The sequence below is a fragment of the Cellulomonas sp. NPDC055163 genome (genome assembly GCF_053607065.1).
Window position 1 is genome coordinate 109,973 of the sequence record NZ_JBSGSU010000009.1, and the last position, 18,613, is coordinate 128,585.

The 18,613-nt window shown below is 76.0% G+C and carries 17 protein-coding genes; 4 read left to right on the forward strand and 13 right to left on the reverse strand.

Annotated elements, in window-relative coordinates; all coding sequences use genetic code 11:
• Positions 1–219: 219 nt before the first annotated feature.
• A complete protein-coding gene (locus tag ACWFNE_RS17655; protein ID WP_452123778.1) occupies positions 220–852 on the forward strand; it encodes an O-methyltransferase in 633 nt (210 codons plus the stop codon).
• Between the two features lie 35 nt (positions 853–887).
• On the opposite strand, the gene ACWFNE_RS17660 is transcribed toward ACWFNE_RS17655, so the two are convergent.
• The 6 genes from ACWFNE_RS17660 to dapE form a co-directional block, all read right to left on the reverse strand.
• A complete protein-coding gene (locus ACWFNE_RS17660; RefSeq protein WP_452123728.1) occupies positions 888–2,429 on the reverse strand; it encodes a leucyl aminopeptidase family protein in 1,542 nt (513 codons plus the stop codon).
• A gap of 82 nt (positions 2,430–2,511) precedes the next feature.
• Complete coding sequence (locus ACWFNE_RS17665; protein WP_258723968.1) at positions 2,512–2,679, reverse strand: DUF3117 domain-containing protein; 168 nt, start codon at positions 2,677–2,679, stop codon at positions 2,512–2,514.
• A gap of 225 nt (positions 2,680–2,904) precedes the next feature.
• Entirely contained in the window at positions 2,905–4,272 is a 1,368-nt protein-coding gene (locus ACWFNE_RS17670; protein WP_452123729.1) for a hypothetical protein, read from the reverse strand.
• Positions 4,269–5,255 (reverse strand): dihydropteroate synthase, encoded by a 987-nt coding sequence (locus ACWFNE_RS17675; RefSeq protein ID WP_452123730.1) that lies wholly within the window; start codon positions 5,253–5,255, stop codon positions 4,269–4,271. Before ACWFNE_RS17675 ends, ACWFNE_RS17670 begins: the two co-directional genes overlap by 4 nt.
• A 95-nt stretch (positions 5,256–5,350) precedes the next feature.
• Positions 5,351–6,178, reverse strand: coding sequence for an LOG family protein (locus ACWFNE_RS17680; RefSeq protein WP_452123731.1), 828 nt, complete (start codon positions 6,176–6,178; stop codon positions 5,351–5,353).
• A gap of 125 nt (positions 6,179–6,303) precedes the next feature.
• On the reverse strand, positions 6,304–7,482 hold the full coding sequence (dapE, locus tag ACWFNE_RS17685) for a succinyl-diaminopimelate desuccinylase (RefSeq protein ID WP_452123732.1): 1,179 nt from the start codon (positions 7,480–7,482) through the stop codon (positions 6,304–6,306).
• Between the two features lie 39 nt (positions 7,483–7,521).
• Here dapE and dapD point away from each other — a divergent pair, with 39 nt between their 5' ends.
• Positions 7,522–8,490, forward strand: coding sequence for a 2,3,4,5-tetrahydropyridine-2,6-dicarboxylate N-succinyltransferase (dapD, locus tag ACWFNE_RS17690; RefSeq protein ID WP_452123733.1), 969 nt, complete (start codon positions 7,522–7,524; stop codon positions 8,488–8,490).
• 5 nt (positions 8,491–8,495) lie between these two features.
• Positions 8,496–9,395 (forward strand): hypothetical protein, encoded by a 900-nt coding sequence (locus tag ACWFNE_RS17695; protein WP_452123734.1) that lies wholly within the window; start codon positions 8,496–8,498, stop codon positions 9,393–9,395.
• A gap of 105 nt (positions 9,396–9,500) precedes the next feature.
• Here ACWFNE_RS17695 and ACWFNE_RS17700 read toward each other — a convergent pair whose 3' ends face one another.
• The 3 genes from ACWFNE_RS17700 to fdxA all read right to left on the reverse strand — a co-directional run bounded on the left by ACWFNE_RS17700 (position 9,501) and on the right by fdxA (position 12,509).
• Complete coding sequence (locus tag ACWFNE_RS17700; RefSeq protein WP_452123735.1) at positions 9,501–10,799, reverse strand: citrate synthase; 1,299 nt, start codon at positions 10,797–10,799, stop codon at positions 9,501–9,503.
• A 205-nt stretch (positions 10,800–11,004) separates the two neighbouring features.
• On the reverse strand, positions 11,005–12,171 hold the full coding sequence (dapC, locus tag ACWFNE_RS17705; RefSeq protein WP_452123736.1) for a succinyldiaminopimelate transaminase: 1,167 nt from the start codon (positions 12,169–12,171) through the stop codon (positions 11,005–11,007).
• 11 nt (positions 12,172–12,182) lie between these two features.
• The gene (fdxA, locus tag ACWFNE_RS17710; protein ID WP_034633125.1) at positions 12,183–12,509 is read right to left on the reverse strand and encodes a ferredoxin; all 327 of its coding nucleotides are present in this window, start codon (positions 12,507–12,509) and stop codon (positions 12,183–12,185) included.
• A 151-nt stretch (positions 12,510–12,660) separates the two neighbouring features.
• On the opposite strand from fdxA, the gene ACWFNE_RS17715 reads away from it, so the two are divergent.
• Entirely contained in the window at positions 12,661–12,903 is a 243-nt protein-coding gene (locus ACWFNE_RS17715; RefSeq protein ID WP_452123737.1) for a putative acetyltransferase, read from the forward strand.
• Positions 12,904–12,918: 15 nt separating this feature from the next.
• On the opposite strand, the gene ACWFNE_RS17720 is transcribed toward ACWFNE_RS17715, so the two are convergent.
• From ACWFNE_RS17720 to ACWFNE_RS17735, 4 genes are all read right to left on the reverse strand, one after another.
• Complete coding sequence (locus ACWFNE_RS17720) at positions 12,919–14,829, reverse strand: VanW family protein (protein WP_452123738.1); 1,911 nt, start codon at positions 14,827–14,829, stop codon at positions 12,919–12,921.
• Positions 14,830–16,678: 1,849 nt separating this feature from the next.
• Positions 16,679–17,197, reverse strand: a complete 519-nt coding sequence (locus ACWFNE_RS17725) for a flavin reductase family protein (protein WP_452123739.1) — start codon at positions 17,195–17,197, stop codon at positions 16,679–16,681.
• Positions 17,194–17,583, reverse strand: a complete 390-nt coding sequence (locus ACWFNE_RS17730) for a hypothetical protein (protein WP_452123740.1) — start codon at positions 17,581–17,583, stop codon at positions 17,194–17,196. Before ACWFNE_RS17730 ends, ACWFNE_RS17725 begins: the two co-directional genes overlap by 4 nt.
• A gap of 4 nt (positions 17,584–17,587) precedes the next feature.
• Complete coding sequence (locus ACWFNE_RS17735) at positions 17,588–18,613, reverse strand: PIG-L family deacetylase (RefSeq protein WP_452123741.1); 1,026 nt, start codon at positions 18,611–18,613, stop codon at positions 17,588–17,590.

An 18,613-nucleotide genomic window follows, 5' to 3' on the forward strand; every position in this document is an offset into this window, starting at 1 on the left:
GGCGGGCCGCGCCTACCACGCGGGCGCGATCACCCGAGCACCGGGTGCGTGTCCTCACTCGTGCGAACGCCTTCGGGCGCGATTTCGTTCCGCCGGGTCGCGATCGGCGTCCCGCGGTCCGTCGGGGCGCCGGACTAGGCTCGGCCCGGAGGGCCCGCAGCCCGCGAGCGGACGGGGGCGACCCTCGCGCACGACACCGACGAGCCGAGGAGGCGGACCATCTCGAACGACAAGGCCCAGAGCTGGGTCTACTGCGAGGGCTTCGTGCCCGAGGACGCGACCCTGCTGCGCGCGCGCGAGCGCGCGGGCCAGCTCGGCTGCACACCCGTCCTCCCGGGGTCGGGCGCCGTGCTCAGCGTGCTCGCCGCCGCCGCGCAGGCCCGCGCCGTCGTCGAGATCGGGACCGGTGCGGGCGTCGGCTCGCTCTACCTGCTGCGTGGCATGCCCGAGGACGGCGTGCTCACGACCATCGACGTCGAGGTCGAGCACCAGCGCGCCGCGAAGCAGGCGTTCGCCGAGGAGGGGCTGCGCAGCACGCGCACCCGGACCATCTCGGGCCGCGCGCTCGACGTGCTGCCGCGCCTGACCGACGGAGGTTACGACCTGGTCTTCGTCGACGCGGACAAGGAGAACCTGCTCGGGTACGTCGAGCAGGCGCTGCGGCTCCTGCGCCGCGGCGGGGTGCTCGCGGTCGACAACGCCCTGTGGCACGACCGGGTCCCGGACCCCGCGCGCCGTGACGAGGTCACGACGATCGTCCGTGAGGTCGGCCGGGTCGTGCGCGAGGACGACCGGCTCGTGCCGGCGCTGCTGCCCACGGGCGACGGGCTGCTCACGGCCGTCCGGCGCTGAGCGCACGACCCCGCGCGGACCGGGGTCCGGACCCGTCAGTCCAGCGACGCCAGGTACCGCAGCAGGAGGCGCGCGCCGTAACCCGTCGCGCCCTCCGTGACCTCGTGCTTGTCCGACGCGGACCGCCCGGTGCCGGCGATGTCGAGGTGCGCCCACCGGCGGCCCCCCACGAACTCGCGCAGGAACAGCGCGGCCGTGATGGACCCGCCGCCGATCCGGCCGTCGCTCGGCACGTGCCGCAGGTCCGCGACCTCCGACCGCAGCGCGGGGCGGTAGTCCTCGACGAGCGGCATGTGCCAGACCGGCTCGCCCGACTCCGCGGCGGCGACCTCGAGCGCCGCGACGAGCGCCGGGTCGTTGGCGTAGAGCGCGGCGTGCTGACGCCCCAGGCCGACGCTCGCGGCTCCGGTCAGCGTCGCGACGTCGAGGAGGACGTCGGGCGCGAGCTCCGCGTCCGCCCACGCCAGCGCGTCGGCGAGCACGAGGCGCCCCTCGGCGTCGGTGTTCGCGACCTCGACGGTCGTGCCGCCGTAGATCCGCAGGACGTCGGCCGGGCGGTAGGACGCGGCGCCGACGTGGTTCTCGGCGAGCGGCAGGACCGCGGTGACGCGGTGCGGCACGCCGGACGCCGCGGCACCGAGCACGACGGCGAGCGCGACGGCGGCGCCCGCCATGTCGGTCTTCATCGGGACCATGGCCTCGCGGGGCTTGATCGAGAGGCCGCCGGTGTCGTACGTGATGCCCTTGCCGACCACGACGACGTGCAGCGGGGTCCGCCCGCCCACGGCGGTCGGGACGTGCTCGACGACGACGAGCCGGGGCGGCGAGGCCGAGCCGGCGCCGACCGCGAGGATCCCCCCGAAGCCCTCGGCGGCGAGCTCGGCGGGACCGCGCACGTGCACGGTGAGCCCGGCGTCGCGCGCGAGGCGGCTGGCCTCGTCCGCGACCCAGGCGGGGTTCTTGGTGCTCGACGGGGTGTTCGCGAGGTCGCGCACGAGCCACGTCGCGGTCGACCCGACGACGGCGCGCTGCACGGCGGCGGCGACGTCGAGGCCGTGCCCGGCATCGCCGCCCAGGACGAGCAGCTCCTGCGCGGGCGCCTGGCGCTGCTCGGACTCCGGGGTCGACGCCGCGGCGGTCGGCATGCGGTACGCGGCGAGCTGGTAGCCCTCGACGAGCGCCGTGACGCGCGCCACGGAGGTCGGCGCGTGCTCCGCGGCGACCGAGGTCACGACCCGGCCGAGCCCCCGGGTCGCCCGTGCGAGCGCGGCGCCCGCACGGCGCAGGTCGGTGGGCGTGCCCGTGCCCACCCCGACGAGCACCAGGCGCGACGGGAGGCCGGACCAGGGCAGCGGCGCGGAGCCCACGGGGCGCGGCAGGTGCACGGTGTGCGCCTCACCTGAGGCACCGCTGAGCCCGGCTCGTTCCGCGAGCTCCGCGAGGTCGATGCCGTAGCGCGCCGCGGCGTCCGCGGTCCCCGCACGGGGCTGCAGGTCCGTCTCGCCCGGCGCTGCCGGTGCGACGGGCACGGCGAGGGCGTCGACGCCCTCGCCGCCCAGGAGGTCGGTGGTCGCCACGGAACCCTCGACGAGGGTCACGCGGGGCGGCGTGCGCCCCACGGAGGCACCGCCGCGCGGTTCGGGTCGCAGCGTCACGACGTCAGGACACGACCGAGGTCAGCGCCTCACCCAGCTCCTGCGCCTCGACGGCGTTGAGCTCGACGACCAGGCGGCCACCGCCCTCGAGCGGGACGCGCATCACGATGCCCCGACCCTCCTTGGTCACCTCGAGCGGGCCGTCACCGGTCCTCGGCTTCATCGCGGCCATGGGGGGCTCTCCTTCACGTCGTTCCTCCCGACCGCCGGCCGCGGCGACGGCGGCGGCGTGGGCCGGGCACGTCGACCACGGCCGCAGGGGCCGGATGTCCAACGACCATTCTAGGTCACACGTCCGACCTGTCCGGGGCACTCGGGGCCGCGCGACCTGCGACGGCACCCCGACGGCACCCCGACGGCCCTCCCGGCGGTCGTCGCCGCAGCTGTCACGGGGCCGTCACGGGGGCCAGCCGGTCGGTGGTGTGAGCCGCCACATGTTGTAGACCCACACGACGTGGAGCGTCCCCATGAGCACGACCACGAAGGCGAACCACGTGCGCCGGGCCCAGGCGGGACGCGTCACGAGCCCCGCGGTCACCGCGCCGAGCGGGAACGCGAGCAGCAGGAAGCGCGCGATGCTGCTGCCCGGCTCGACCGCCGCGACGATGTAGAGCAGGTACGCCGCCGACCACGTGTGCAGCTCGTTGCCGAGCCGCCACGCCGCAGGGACCACGAGCGTCGCGATCACGAGCGCGAAGCCCGCGACCAGGACCCACGGCGCCCACTCCCCGAACCAGAACCGGGACACGTACCCCCACGGCTCGAACGGCGCGATCTCCCGGACGCCGCGCCAGGCGCCCTGCGTCTGGAGGTACCCGTCGGGCTCCCCCGTCATCCAGCCGCAGATCAGGGGCCACGCGACGCCCGAGACAGCCGCCGTCACGGCGAGCAGCCCGAGCCCCGCGACGTCCCGTCGCCCGAGCCGGTCCGTGCCGCGCCGCGCCGCCCACCAGCGCACCAGCGCGTGCACCACGACGACCACGGCCATGGGCAGCGCGACCGCGCGCGTGAAGCCGAGCGCGAGCACCACGAGCGACGCCCAGGCGTAGCGCCGCTCCACGACGAGCAGGAGCGCGGAGGCGACGAGCAGCAGCGCGAGGGACTCGGTGTACGCGACCTGCAGGACGGCGGCGGTCGGGAACAGCCCGAGCAGAGCGACGGTCGCGAGCGGGAGGCCCGGGCGCGCCGCGACGGCCCGCGGCGCACCGCGCTCGACGAGCCGGTGCACGACGACCGCGGCCACGCAGCCGAGTGCGAGCGCCAGGAGCGGGGCGACGACGTACCAGTCGGCGCGGGTCACGAGCATCACGACGCGCACGAGCATCGGGAACAGCGGGAAGAACGCCCACGGGTTCTGCTGGACGAGGCCGTCCTCGCCGCGCGGGAGCTCCGCCGGGTACCCGTCCTCCGCGATGCCGCGGTACCAGCTCGCGTCCCACATCAGGCCGGTGAACTGCAGGTACGACGGGCGGGCGCCGGTCCAGTAGTTCTCGACCTGGAGCTGCGCGACGACGACGAGGACGACGGCCGAGAACGCGCGTGTGACCGCGTACAGCGAGAGCGCCTGGGCCCAGCCGGGCCACGTCCGCGGGTCGGTGAGGCTCCGCGGCCGCTCCGGGCGCGGACCGGGAGCTGCCACCGCGTCGGTCGTGCTCGCCACCGGCGGGCCGTCGACCCGCACACCCGCGAGCGGGGCGCCGGTCGGCTCGGACGCCGTCGTGGCCGGCGGCTCGCCCGGCGCCGGTGCCGGTGTCTCGGTGCTCATGCCAGTCCTCTCACGGCGCGCACGGGCAGCGCGTCGCCTCGGATCGCCGCGACCATGTCGAGGGTCCGCCGGGTCGCGCGCACGTCGTGCACCCGGAACACCCGGGCGCCGAGCCACGCCGCGACCGACGTCGCGGCGAGCGTACCCTCGAGCCGCTCCTCGGGGGCGAGGTCGAGGGTCTCGCCCACGAAGTCCTTGCGGGACAGCGCCATGAGCACCGGGTGACCGAGCGCGACGAGCGCCTGCGTGCGCCGCACGAGGTGCAACGAGTGCCACGTGTTCTTGCCGAAGTCGTGCGTCGGGTCCACGAGCACGCCCCCCGGCGGGATGCCGAGCCCGACCGCCCGCTCGGCGGCGCGCCGCAGGGTCGCGACGACGTCGAGCACGACGCCGTCGAGCGGGTTCACGCCCGGACCGGTCGCGGCCGGCGGCGCGTCCGGCCGTGCGTCGGGCAGCGCGCCGGGCACCGGGTCCGGCAGCGGGTACTGCACGCGGAGCGGGTCGGTGCGCGGGGCCGCTCCCCCGGTGTGCGAGCACACGACGCCGAGCCCGTGCTCGGCGGCGACCTCGACGAGGCGCGGGTCGTGCCCGGCCCACGTGTCGTTCACGAGGTCGGCGCCCGCGAGCGCCGCGGCCCGGGCGACCTCGGCGCGCCAGGTGTCGACCGAGACGAGCAGGTCGGGGTGACGCGCCCGCACCCGCTCCACGAGCGGCAGCACGCGCGAGAGCTCCTCGGCGACGTCGACACGCGGACCGCGCCCGGCACGGACCCCGCCGAGGTCGACGAGGTCGGCGCCCTCCTCCTCGGCGCGCGCCACCGCGGCGTCGGCCGACCGCTCGTCGTGGCGCGCGGCGGCGTAGAACGAGTCGGGCGTGCGGTTCACGACGGCCATGACGACCGGGTGCCCGGGGCCGAACGTCCGGCCACGGAGCACCACGTCGGCGCCCGCCGCCGGCACCGTCGCGGGCGTCGGTGTGCTCATGCCGGGCTCACGTCAGTGTCCGCGCCGGGGTTGCAGCGGAGCCCCACCCACGCGCGGCCGAGGACCGCTGGGAACGGGTGCGCACGCCGGCGCCGTCACCGGTCGGGGCTCTGCTCGGCGGCGCGCTGGTCGGCCTCGAGCGCCTGCGCCGCCGCCCGCTCGGCCTCGCGCAACGCCGCGCCGTGGTCGGTGACGATCTTCACGGCCTCGTCCGCGTCGTCCGTGACGCGCAGGAGCTCGAGGTCGACGGCGCTGATCGTGCCGCGCCCGACGACCGGGCCGCGCAGCCAGTCGAGCAGCCCCGACCAGTAGTCGCTGCCCAGCAGGATGATCGGGAACTCGGTGACCTTGTGCGTCTGGACGAGCGTGAGCGCCTCGAACAGCTCGTCGAACGTCCCGAAGCCGCCGGGCAGGACCACGAACCCCTCGGCGTACTTCACGAACATCGTCTTCCGCGCGAAGAAGTACCGGAAGTTCACGCCGAGGTCGACGTAGCGGTTCATGCCCTGCTCGAACGGCAGCTCGATGCCGAGCCCGACCGACAGCCCGCCCGCCTCCTTGGCACCCTTGTTCGCGGACTCCATGATCCCGGGGCCGCCACCCGTGATGACCGCGTAGCCGGCCTCCACGAGCTTGCGCCCGACCGACTCGCCGAGCGCGTAGTCGGGGTGGTCGACGGGGGTGCGCGCCGAGCCGAAGACGCTCACGGCGGGGCCGACCTCCGCGAGCGCGCCGAAACCCTCGACGAACTCGCTCTGGATGCGCATGACCCGCCACGGGTCGCCGTGGATCCACGAGGCGCCCTCGGAGCGGGAGAGGAGGCGCTGGTCCGAGGTCTCGGACGGGACCTGGTCGCCGCGCAGCAGCACGGGACCCTTGCGGTAGCCGTCGCCAGGGCGGGCGATGCCGTCGTCACTCGTCATGGCACCGACTCTAGGCGGCCCGGCGCGGGGCCCGCGTGCCGACCCGGCGGCCCTCGCGCGCACCGCACCCGTCCGCACGGCGCAGGCCGGCGGGTCGCGGCGGTGCCGGTCCTGCGACGGCGCGCTCAGGCGGTGAGCCAGGACCTCAGCGCGTCGTAGCAGGACCGGAGCTGCCACACGGGCAGCCGCTCGTCGTCCTTGTGGGCGAGCATCGGGTCCCCGGGCCCGAAGTTCACGGCGGGGATCCCGAGCGAGGAGAACCGTGCGACGTCGGTCCAGCCGTACTTCGGGGCCGGGGCGCCCCCGGTGACGGCGAGGACCGCGTCGGCGAACGCGGCCGCCGTCGGGTCGTCGAGCCCGGGGCGTGCACCCGCGGCCGCGTCGGTGAGCACGACGTCGTAGCCGTCGAGCAGCTCGCGCACGTGCGCGAACGCCTCGTCGACCGAGCGCGACGGGGCGAACCGGTAGTTGACCGTGACGACGCAGCGGTCCGGGATGACGTTCGTCGCCGTCCCGCCGCTCACGAGGACGGCGTTGAGGCTCTCCCGGTACACGAGCCCGTCGACGTCGACGGACGTGGGCTCGTAGACGGCGAGCCGGCGCAGGACCTCGGCGGCGGCGTGGATCGCGTTGACCCCGGCCCACGCGCGCGCCGAGTGCGCCGCGACCCCCGTGAGCGTCACCTCCGCGCGCAGCGTCCCGTTGCAGCCACCCTCGAGCCCGCCCGCCGTCGGCTCGCACAGCACCGCGAAGTCGGCCTCGAGCCACTCGGGGTGCTCGCGCGCGATGCGGCCGAGCCCGTTGAGCGACGCCTCGACCTCCTCGTGGTCGTAGAACACCCAGGTGACGTCGCGCGTCGGCTCCGCGAGCGCCGCGGCCAGCGCGAGCTGCACCGCGACACCGCCCTTCATGTCGACGGTCCCGCGACCCCACAGCTCGGCGTGCGCGCCCTCGCCGACGAGCCGCGTCGGGAGGTTGTCCGCGAGCGGCACGGTGTCGATGTGCCCCGCGACGACGACCCGCGAGGACCGGCCGAGCCGCGTGCGGGCGACCACGGCGTCGCCGTCGCGCAGCACCTCGAGGTGCTCGAACGCGCTCAGCGTCGCCTCGATCGCGTCCGCCAGGGCCGTCTCGTCGCCGCTCACCGAGGGCACGTCGCAGATCGCGCGAGTCAGGGCCGTGAGGTCGGCCCGCAGGTCGAGCGGGGTCGCGGCGACCGTGGCCGGGGCGGCGGGCGACCCGGGGACGGGCCCGCCGGTCGAGGGCTCGGGCGCGGCGGGCACGGTCTGCGGGGCATCGGTCACGGCACCGACCCTACCGACGCGCCGTCTAGGGTTGTCGCCATGACTGCGCGTTCCGCCTGGGGCTTCGGGCTGGCCTCCGTGACCGACGACGGCACGACCCTCGACACCTGGTACCCCTCGCCCGCGCTGGGGACCGCACCCGAGGGGGCCGCCGCACCGGCCGCGCTCACCGCCGCCGAGCGCCGCGACGACGCCCGGGGGGTGACGACGCGGGTGGTGCTCACGGAGGTCGACCTGGACGCCGCGCCCGCGACCACCGCGGACGCCTACCTGCGCCTGCACCTGCTCTCGCACCGGCTCGTCGCGCCGCACGGGCAGAACCTCGACGGCGTGTTCGGCGTGCTGCCGAACGTCGTGTGGACCGACGCCGGCCCGTGCGCGGTTGACGGGTTCGAGGACACGCGCGTGCGCCTGCGCGCCGCGACCGGACGCCCCGTCACGGTGCTCTCGGTCGACAAGTTCCCGCGCATGCTCGACTACGTGGTCCCCTCGGGCGTCCGGGTCGCCGACGCCGACCGCGTGCGCCTCGGCGCCCACCTCGCCGCCGGCACGACCGTGATGCACGAGGGCTTCGTCAACTTCAACGCGGGCACGCTCGGGACGTCGATGGTCGAGGGCCGCATCTCCGCGGGGGTCGTCGTCGGGGACGGCAGCGACGTCGGCGGCGGCGCGTCGATCATGGGGACGCTCTCGGGCGGGGGGCGTCAGGTCGTGTCGCTGGGCCGCCGGACGCTGCTCGGCGCGAACTCGGGCCTCGGCATCCCGCTCGGGGACGACTGCGTCGTCGAGGCCGGGCTCTACGTCACGGCCGGCACCAAGGTCACGCTCGTCGGGTTCGACGACGCGGGGGCGCAGGACGGCACCGCGGCCCCGCGCACGGTCAAGGCACGCGAGCTCGCCGGCGCCTCGGGCGTGCTGTTCCGCCGGAACTCGCTGACCGGCGGCGTCGAGGCCGTCGCCCGCACCGGGGCGGGCGTCGAGCTCAACTCGGCGCTGCACGCCAACTGACCCGCGTGGCCCGTCGCTCCCGGCGCTCCCGCGCCTCTCGTGCGGGGTGCGCCGTCGTCGCGTGCGTCGCGGCGCTCGGCGTCGCGGTGACGGGCGTCGTGGTGCTTCTCCGGCAGGGCGACGGCCCGCCGGTGGTGGCGGAGCGGTGCGCCGCGGTCCTCGACGGCACCGCGTGGTACCTCACGCCCGAGCAGGCCGACAACGCCGCGCTCCTCACCGCGCAGGGGCTGGACCGCGGCCTCCCGGCACGTGCGGCGACGATCGCGATCGCGACCGCGCTGCAGGAGTCGAAGCTCAGCAACATCACCTACGGCGACCGTGACTCCCTCGGGCTGTTCCAGCAGCGGCCCTCGCAGGGCTGGGGCACGCCCGAGGAGATCATGGACCCGGTCCACGCGACCGGACGGTTCTACGAGGGCCTCGTCCAGGTCCCCGGGTACGACAGCCTCCCGATCACCGAGGCCGCGCAGGCCGTCCAGCGCTCGGGGTACCCCGACGCGTACGCGCAGCACGAGGGCCGCGCCCGCGCGTGGGCCTCGGCCCTCGCCGGCTGGTCGCCCGCGACGCTCACGTGCACCCTCCGCGACCCGGACGGCGCCGGCTCGCCGGAGACCTTCGCGCAGCACCTCGCGCGCGACCACGGGCAGCTGACCGTCTCCCCCGCGGCGGACGCGGCGGGTGAGCTCGTCCTCGACGCGCGCCCCGTCGGTGCCGGCACGCCGGAGGAGGACGTGCGGGCCGGCTGGGCCCTCGCGCAGTGGGCCGTCGCCGTCGCGCGGCCCGAGGCCGTCACGCGCGTCCGCACGCTCGACCGGGTGTGGGACCGCACCTCGGGCGACTGGGCCGTCGCGGACGCCCCGGCGCTGCCCGCGGGCGAGGTGCGCGTGACGCTCGCCGCCCCCTGACCGCGCAGCACGACACCTCCCCCAGGTCCGCGCCCCGGACAGCGCGACGGCCGCCGGGCAGCGTCCGAGGACACCGCTCCGACGGCCGCCGTGAGCCGTGCGAAGTCAGCGCTGCGACAGGTCCGGGTAGTCGCGCTCCGTCGCCCCCGTGTAGATCTGCCGCGGGCGGCCGATCTTCGTCTGCGGGTCCTTCATCATCTCGCGCCACTGCGCGATCCAGCCGGGCATCCGGCCGAGCGCGAACAGCGGCGTGAACATCGACTCCGAGAAGCCCATGGCCTTGTAGATCAGGCCCGTGTAGAAGTCGACGTTCGGGTAGAGCTTGCGCGAGATGAAGTACTCGTCGTTCAGCGCGATCTCCTCGAGGCGCATCGCGATGTCGAGCAGCTCGTCGTTCTTGCCGAGCGCCGAGAGCACCGCGTCGGCGCTCTGCTTCACGATCGCGGCGCGCGGGTCGTAGTTCTTGTAGACCCGGTGCCCGAAGCCCATGAGGCGGACGCCGTCCTCCTTGTCCTTCACGCGGCGCATGAAGTCCGTCGCGTCGCCGCCGTTCGCCTTGATCTCGTCGAGCATCTTGAGCACGGCCTCGTTGGCGCCGCCGTGCAGCGGGCCGGAGAGCGCGTTGATGCCCGCGGCGACCGACGCGTAGAGGTTCGCGTGGCTCGACCCGACGATGCGGACGGTCGACGTCGAGCAGTTCTGCTCGTGGTCGGCGTGCAGGATGAGCAGCTTCTCGAGCGCGTTCACGACGACCGGGTCCGACTCGTACTGCATGTACGGGACCGCGAACGTCATGCGCAGGAAGTCCTCGACGTAGCCGCGCGAGTAGTCCGGGTAGAGCAGCGGCTCGCCGCGCGACGTGCGGTGCAGGTACGACGTGATGGTGCGCGTCTTCGCGAGGATGAGGACCGTCGCGAGCTCGACCGTCTCCGGGTCGAACGGGTCGAGGGACTCGGGGTAGAACGTCGACAGCGCGTTGATCGCGGAGGACATGACCGCCATCGGGTGCCCGTTGCGCGGGAACGTCCCCATGAACGTGCGGAAGTCCTCGTGCACGAGCGTGTGCCGGTTGACCCGCTCGACGAACGCGTCGAGCTCCTCGCGCGACGGCAGCTCGCCGTGGATCAGCAGGTACGCGACCTCGAGGAACGTCGAGTGCTCGGCGAGCTGGTCGATCGGGTACCCGCGGTAGCGCAGGATCCCCTCGTCGCCGTCGATGTAGGTGATCTGCGACTCGCAGGACGCGGTGTTCATGAAGCCCGGGTCGACCGTGACCATCCCGGTGTCGCGCAGCAGGCTCGAGACCACGATGCCGTTGTTGCCCTCGGTGGCCGGGACGACGGGCAGCTCCCGTGTGGCTCCGTCCGCGATCAGCTGGACGGGGGCGATGCCGGCATCGGACATGGTGTTCCTCCCTGCGACTCGTGGGCTGTGCTCGGTGTGCGTGCCTGGTGTCGCGGCTCTCGGCCTGTCCGGCCGGTGGACGGCCCTCGTTGGCCACCCCGACGGTACCTGCGGGTGAGCCGTGATGACCAATCCTTGACGTCGCACGTATCACGGTGTGACCACGGTCACAGGGGTGAGCCCTACGCGCGTGACCAGGAGGACGTCAGGTGCCCGACGCGGCCAGCCGCCGGGCCGCCTCCGCGACGCGCTCGTCCGGTGCCGTGAGCGCGATGCGCACGTGCCCGGCCGCCGCCGCGCCGTAGAACTCCCCGGGCGCGACGAGGACCCCGAGGTCGGCCAGCCGTGCGACGACGTCCCAGCAGCCCTGCGACCGGTCCGCGGGCCGGGCCCACAGGTAGAGGCCCGCAGGTGACCCGGCGAGCTCGAGGCCCGCGCCGGCGAGCGCCGGGGCGAGGACCTCGCGGCGCCGCCGGTACCGCTCGCGCTGCGCGTCGACGTGCGCGTCGTCGAGCAGGGCCGCCGTCATCGCGGCCTGGACGGGCCCCGGGACGATCATGCCCGCGTGCTTGCGCGTCTCCAGCAGCCCCACGACGAGCGCGACGTCCCCCGCGACGAACGCGGCGCGGTAGCCCGCGAGGTTCGACTGCTTCGACAGCGAGTACACGGCGAGGAGGCCGGTGACGTCGCCGCCGGTCACCCGTGGGTCCAGCACGCTCGGCACGCCCCCGGACAGCCAGGGCTCCTCCCACGGCATCTCGGCGTAGCACTCGTCGGACGCCACGACGACCGGTCGCCCCGTCCGGTCGGCCGCCGCGCGGGCCGCCACGACGACCGCACGCAGCTCCTCGGCCGAGAGCACGCTCCCGTCCGGGTTGCCGGGCGAGTTGAGCCACACGAGCCGCACGTCGTCCGCGCCGGGCGTCGCCGGGTCGAGCAGGCGCACGGCGTCGCCCGAGGGCACCGGCGTCGCACCCGCGAGGCGGGCGCCCACGTCGTACGTCGGGTACGCCGTCGCCGGGTGCACGACGACGTCGCCCTCCCCGAGGCCGAGCAGCGACGGCAGCCACGCGACGAGCTCCTTCGAGCCGACCGTCGGCAGCACACCGGCCGGGTCCAGCCCGGGCACGCCGCGGCGCCGCGCGAACCACCCGACGACGGCCTCCCGCAGCTCACGGGTGCCGTGCGTCGTCGGGTAACCCGGCGAGTCGGCCGCCGCCGTCAGCGCGTCGCGCACGACCGCGGGCGTCGGGTCGACGGGCGTCCCCACGGACAGGTCGACGATGCCCCCGGCGTGCGTGCGCGCCTTCTCGGCGAACGGGACGAGGCTGTCCCAGGGGAAGTCGGGCAGGTCTCCGGTGCGCAGGCCCATCGGGCGCGCGGTCAGGCTTCGTGCACCTGGAGCGGGAGCGTCGCGATGATCGGGTGGTCCTTCTGGATCTCCCCCATCTTCGCGGCGCCGCCCGGCGAGCCCAGGTCGTCGAAGAACTCGACGTTGGCCTTGTAGTACTCGCTCCACTGCTCCGGGACGTCGTCCTCGTAGTAGATGGCCTCGACGGGGCAGACCGGCTCGCACGCACCGCAGTCGACACACTCGTCGGGGTGGATGTACAGCGACCGCTTGCCCTCGTAGATGCAGTCCACGGGACACTCCTCGATGCACGCCTTGTCCTTGACGTCCACGCAAGGCTGGGCGATCACATACGTCACGGTCGGTCCTCCCGGGGCCCGGCTGGGCGGTCAGGGGTGCCTGGCGGCCCGGGCCCCGGGTAGGGGTCGCAGGCCGTGGCACGGGTACGGCACCTAGTATCCACCAGGTGCGCTGGTCGGTGTCGTGGTGTCCATCACCGGGTGAGGTGTCGTGAGCGGCGCCGGGGAGCCCGGGGTCGCGTGGCGCGCCTGGGCCGTCGGCACGCGCGTCGTCGTGCGGCGCCGGCTCGACCCCGACGACGACCACCTCTACACCGACGTCCTCGGCGAGCTCACGCGGGTCGACGACGACGGCGTGCAGGTCGCCACGCGCCGCGGGCCGGTCGACGTGCCCGGGTCCGAGATCGTGCTCGGCAAGGTGGTCCCGCCCGCACCCCCACGCCGGCCGCGCTGAGGCGTCGCCGGCGCGTCAGCCCGCGGGCGCCGTCGGTGCCGCTCCGCAGATCACGCGGTTCTGCGGCTTGTACTTCCACGTGAACGCCTCGGTGTCCTTGAGCTGGCCCTCGAGGAACAGCTTGCGCGTCGTGGTCACCGTGAAGCCCGGGTTGCCGGCAGACTGCGGCTCGCACGTCGGCGACTGCGAGTACGTGGTCGTCGGGCTCACCACGCCGGAGCGCCCGCTCGTCGTCGACTCGACGGTCCAGTACTTCGTGCCCCAGATCCGCACGTGCACCCGCCCGCCCTCGACGTAGCCCTGCACCAGCGCGCCGTACGGGGTGTTGTTCTTCCACCGCATGTCGAGCGTTCCGGTGTAGATCGTCGCCTCACGACCCTCCGGGTAGCGCGCGAACCACTCCGAGTGCGGCCGGTGCTCGACGTCCTCGAAGCCCGCGAAGTGGGCCGCGTTGAACGTCGTCGTCGAGATCTGCGACAGCCCGCCGCCCATCCCGTCGACGTGCTCGCCGTTGACGATCACGCCCGCGGTCTGGAACCCGTTGGCCGCCGTGATCGGGCCGAGCGCCTCCGTGAGGCTGAAGATCTCGCCGGGCTCGACGAGCGTCCCGGTGATGTTCTTCGCGCCGTTGGCGATGTTCGCGGTACGTCGCGGCTCGCTCGTGAGGGGCGTCGAGAACTCCGACACGATCTCCTTGATGCCGAGCGCCTCGAGCTTCGCGGTCGACTCCGCCGGGTCCGTCTCGACCAGCTCGACGGCCGCGGTGCGCTGGTCACCGGTGGCCGCCGTCGTCACCGCCTGCGCGAGAGCCGTCGGCTCGAGCGTCGTCCCGGGCTTGCCCGGCACGATGACGGGCGCACCACCCTGGAACTCGAAGTGGGCGTCCGCCGACTCGGTGAGGAGGTTGGTCGTCCGCGCGAGGACCGCCTCGGAGAGCTTCGCGCCGTCGAGCTGGAGCTCGAGCTGCGACTCGACGGGCACCATGCTGGCCGCACCGGCGACCACGTCCGCGGGCAGCTCGACCCGCTGGCCGCCGACCTCGACGACCACGGGAGCCGCGACCACGCGCTGCGCGACGTTCGTCAGCGCCGCCTCGGTCTCCTCCTGCGTGATGTCGGGAACGACGGGCGTCGTGCGCAGCTCGAGCGGCTGCTCGTCCGTGAGCCACCGCGCCCGCAGCACCTCGACCGCGTCGTCCGCGTCGAGCGCCCAGCCGTCGGCCGCGTCCGTCGCGTGCGCCTCGCCGTCCGCGAAGACGACGCCGCCGTCCACGGGCGCGAGCGTGAGGGTCCCGGTGAGGTCGTCGACCGCCGCCTCGAGCGCCGACGCGTCGACGTCCGTGACGGGAGCGTGCTCCTCGACCCCGAACAGGTGCTGCCACAGCCGCTGAGGGCCGAGGTCGAGCCCCGTGAGCTGGTCGACGGTCTCGGCCGCGTCGAACGCGAGGCCCGCTGCCGCGGGGTCCACCTCCGCGACGACCTCGCCGGCCGTGACCGTGACGGGCGACGTCGCGGTGTCGCCGAGCTCCTGCTCGAGCTCGGCGCGAGCCTGCTCGGCCGGCATGCCGCCGATCTGCACGCCGGCGACGGTCGCTCCGCGCGGCACGCGGTCGGCCAGCGCGTACGCCGCACCCACGTAGGCCGCGCCGAGGAGGAGCACCACGACGCCGACGACGAGGAGCACCCGGGGCCAGCGCCGGCGCGGCTCGTAGTCGTCGAACTCGTCGATCGGCGACGGGCGCTGCTCCGGGTCCTCGCCGCGGGGCTGCGTCGCGCGTGCGTCGCGGTTCGGCGACCCGTGCGACGCGGTGGCCGAGCCGTCGCCGCGAGGGGACGCCGCGGGGGGCGTCGAGGCCCCGGCGGCGGACTGCGTGGCCGACGCAGGCGCGGCGGGGGTGGCCGCAGCCGCCGCGACCCCGGGACGCACTCCCCCCGTCGCTGCCGGGCCCGGGTACGCCGTCGTCGGCGGGCCGGCCTTGTCGCCGGCGGCGGAGTCGGGTCCGCTCGCGGCCGGCTTCGTGAAGGACGTCGGGGCAGGACGGGCGGCGCCTCCGGGCGCACCGGCTGCCCCGACCGCAGCGGCTGCCCCTGCTGCGGCGACGGGACGCGCGCCGCCCGGACGCAGAGCCGGCTCAGGCGTCCCGGCAGGCCGCGGGGACGCGGCACCGGACGCGGTCACCCCGGTGGCGGCGGACGACCCGGGCGCGGAGGTCGCGCCCACGGGCGCGGCGGCGGAGCGGGCCGCCGCGTCCAGCACGGGCGTGCGGACCGGCCCGGCGTCGCGGGTCGGCGCGGTGACCTCGGTCGGGGTGTCGTCCGTACGTGCCGGGGCGGTCCCCGGCCGGGTCGCGGCTCCCGCAGACGGCCTACCGCCCGACCCGGCAGCGGGGCGCGTCGGGTGCGGAGCCGCGGAGGGAGACGACGCGGCGGACGCCTGCTCGCCGGCGGGCTGACGCGCCGGGAGCGGCGTCCCCGCAGCGGGCGCTGCGGCGAGGGGCGCCGACGGGGAGGACTCGCGCGACACCTGCTCACCGGCGGGTCGACGCGCCGGTGACGGGCCTGCCGCACCCGGCGCCGCGGTCGAGGACACCGGCGGGGAGGACGTGCCGGGTGCCTGCTCGCCGCGGGGCTGACGCGCCGGGAGCGGGCCCGCCGCACCGGGCGACGCCGGAGCGGGCGATGCCGGAGCGGGCGATGCCGTGGCGGGCGCCGGCGTGGCGGGCGACGGCGTGGCGGGCGACGGCGGAGCGGGCGACGCCGTGGTGGGCGGAGCCGGAGCGGGCGACGCCGGAGCCGGCGCCTTGGCCGGGCCCGACGCGGGAGGCGCCGCCGGCGAGGGCACCGACCGCGAGCCGGAGGACGAGACCGGCGCCGGCGCGACGGGCGGGGTCGTCGCGGGGGTGGCCGCGGACTGCTCGGCCGCGGGAGACGGGCGTGCCGACGCCGGAGGCGCGGACGCGGGGGTGGGAGCGCTCGACGCCGGAGCGGCGTCGGTCGACGGCGTCGCCACGGACGCGGACGCGAGCGACCGGGCATCCCCGGTCCCGGGTGCACCGGGGGGGACCGACCGCGTCTGGCCGGCGACGGCTGGAGCGGCGGGAGCGGGGGTGCTCTGCGGTGCGGCAGCCGCGCGCTCAGGCGCCGACGGTGCCGTCGCGCCGGAGGGCGTGTGCTCCGCCGCCGCCGTCGTGGTCCGTGTCGGAGCGGGCGCAGTCGGTGCGGACGCCTCGGATGCAGGTGCGGCCGGCGCGGTGGTCGCGGGCGCGGGCGCGGTCGGCGCGGTCGCCTCAGGTGCTCGAACGGTCGGGGCGGCGGCCTCAGGCGCGGGCGCGGTGGGCGTGGTGGCCTCGCGCCCGGTGGGTGCGGCGGCCTCGCGTGCGGGCGCGGTCGGCGCCGACGCGCTCCGCCCCGGCGCCTCGGGTGCCGGCGCCGACGACCCCGTCAGAGCGGAGGCGGTGGGCGACGGAGCCGGGGGCTCACCCCGCCGCACAGCATCGGGCGTGGCGGACGTCGGAGCCGCGGGCTCACCCGACCGCACAGCATCGGGCGTGGCGGACGTCGGGCCCGGCACCGTGTCGCCCGACGTGGGCGCCTCGGGCGTCGCGGCCGAGTCGTCGCGCTCGGTGCTGCTGGCCATGGATCGTCCCCCTGCTGCTCAAACCAGGCGCGTGCTCGCGTCGGGCTCGATTCTACGGTCCACGTCGAACCGTTTCGTGCAGGGTCTGCCGCGGTTTCACCATCCACCCACGCCTTCGGCGCGAGCCCCACGCATCGGGTCAGGCGAGGCCGCGCGTGCGACCCCGCAGGTGCACCAGACCCCCGGTCGACGGGTCACCCTGCCGGGCCTCGAGCACGGTCCCGACGACGACGTCGTGGTCCCCCGCCGGGTGCACCGCGGCCGTCCGGCACTCGAACCACGCCGCGGCTCCCTCGACCCACGCCGCCCCCGACCGGGGAGCCCGCACGTGCGGGACGCGGTCGAGCTGCCCGAACGCGGGGCGCCCGGGCGAGGCGAGCCAGTCGGCGACGGGCGCCTGCGCGTCACCGAGGACGCTGAGCGTCCACAGGTCGACGTCGTCGAGCGCCTCGCGCAGCCGCGCGTCGACGTGCACGCAGAACAGCACGAGCGGGGGGTCGAGCGAGACCGAGGCGACCGAGCTCGCGGTGATCGCGTGGTCGACGCCACGCCAGCGGAGCGCGACCACCGCGACGCCGGCGGGCAGGCGGGCGACCGCAGCACGGTAGACGGCCGGGTCGACGGCGTCGTGGGCGGCGCCCGGGCCGTCGTCGGTCACCGGGCGGGAGGTGCGGGCGGGGCCGGGGGCCGCACGTCGCGGAACCAGGACCGCGGAGCGAACGCGGCGAGCCCGGTCGCGACGGCAGCACCGATGACCCAGGTCCAGCCCAGCAGGCCCTGCGCGGTCACCAGCACGTCGCCGCCCGGTCCCGGCTGCGAGAGCAGCTGCACCACGAGGAACAGCCCTCCGCCGAATGCGACGAGCGCCGAGAAGCCCGACCAGGCGCGCACGGTGACCGCCGAGGCCAGCACGAGAGCGAGACTCAGGACGAGGCCCCACGGCTCGACGGACCGGTGCATCGTGGTCCCGACGGCCGCCACGAGACCGCCGAGGAGCAGGGCGGCGGCGGCGCGCAGGACGGCTCCGCGGGTCAGGGGCTGCACGGCGTCAGGCTACCCGGCGCACACCGAGCGGCCAGCGCACCGGCCGCTCGCTGCCCGCGTCGGCGAACCGGTACGCCTCCGTCGAGAGCAGCGGCGCGAGGACGCCGTTGCTCAGCGCGTAGGCGCCCACGAGCGTCGCACCGGCGGCACGGCGCCGACCCGTGCGCGCGCCGGGGACCTCGAGCGCCGTGACGGCCTGCACCTGCGTCCCGTGCGCGCGCAGCGCGGCGACGACGCGGGGCAGCACCGGGGCGACGTCGACGACGACGTCGAGCTCGTGGTCGGGGACGGCGACAGTCGGGAGCGCGCCCTCGGGGTCGGGCAGCGTGAGGTGCGGGTGCGTGTCCCGCAACGCGGTGACGGCCGGCGCCTGCGCGAGCTCGGCGTAGGCGGAGCGGAGCGCGGTCGCACCGAGGGCGGCCACCAGCACGACGGCCTCGGCGTGCGGCGGGTGCCCGCCGGCGGCACGTCCCCACGCCGGGTCGGCGGCGAGCGCGACGGCGCGTCGGGTCACCTCGTGCGCTCGGACGTGGTCGGGGTGGCCGTAGCCGCCGCCCGGCTCGTAGGTCACGACGACGTCGGGGCGGCGGACCCGCAGCACCGTCGCGAGGCGGCCCGCGGCGTCGTCGAGGTCGACCGCGACGAACGCGTGCTCGGGCAGCACGTCGAGCCGCCCGGCCTGCGCGGTCCCGGCCCAGGCCATGCCCGAGTCGGCGAAGCGTGCGCCGGGTGCCCCCACGCGGTCGAGGAACACGTGGTCGGCGACGCCGAGCGCGCCCAGCGCGTGCGCGAGCTCCCGCTCCCGGTGCGCGGCGAGTGCCGCACCGTGGTGCTCGAGGTGGGCGAGCTCGTCGCCGATGACCTCGCCCTCCTCGCCGCGCGTGCACGTCACGACGGTCACGGGCAGCCCGGCGGCGGCCCACGTCGCGAGCAGCGCACCCGTCGCGAGCGTCTCGTCGTCGGGGTGGGCGTGCACCGCGAGGAGCCCGCCCGTGCCCGGGGCGGGGTGCGCCGGGACGGGCGCGCTCAT

Bases quoted from the DNA above. Each gene is read 5' to 3' on its own strand.
- ACWFNE_RS17735 (WP_452123741.1), bottom strand. From the start codon at position 18,613: ATGAGCGCGCCCGTCCCGGCGCACCCCGCCCCGGGCACGGGCGGGCTC.
- ACWFNE_RS17665 (WP_258723968.1), bottom strand. From the start codon at position 2,679: ATGGCCGCGATGAAGCCGAGGACCGGTGACGGCCCGCTCGAGGTGACC.
- ACWFNE_RS17700 (WP_452123735.1), bottom strand. From the start codon at position 10,799: ATGTCCGATGCCGGCATCGCCCCCGTCCAGCTGATCGCGGACGGAGCC.
- ACWFNE_RS17680 (WP_452123731.1), bottom strand. From the start codon at position 6,178: ATGACGAGTGACGACGGCATCGCCCGCCCTGGCGACGGCTACCGCAAG.
- dapC (WP_452123736.1), bottom strand. From the start codon at position 12,171: ATGGGCCTGCGCACCGGAGACCTGCCCGACTTCCCCTGGGACAGCCTC.
- ACWFNE_RS17670 (WP_452123729.1), bottom strand. From the start codon at position 4,272: ATGAGCACCGAGACACCGGCACCGGCGCCGGGCGAGCCGCCGGCCACG.
- dapD (WP_452123733.1), top strand. From the start codon at position 7,522: ATGACTGCGCGTTCCGCCTGGGGCTTCGGGCTGGCCTCCGTGACCGAC.
- ACWFNE_RS17675 (WP_452123730.1), bottom strand. From the start codon at position 5,255: ATGAGCACACCGACGCCCGCGACGGTGCCGGCGGCGGGCGCCGACGTG.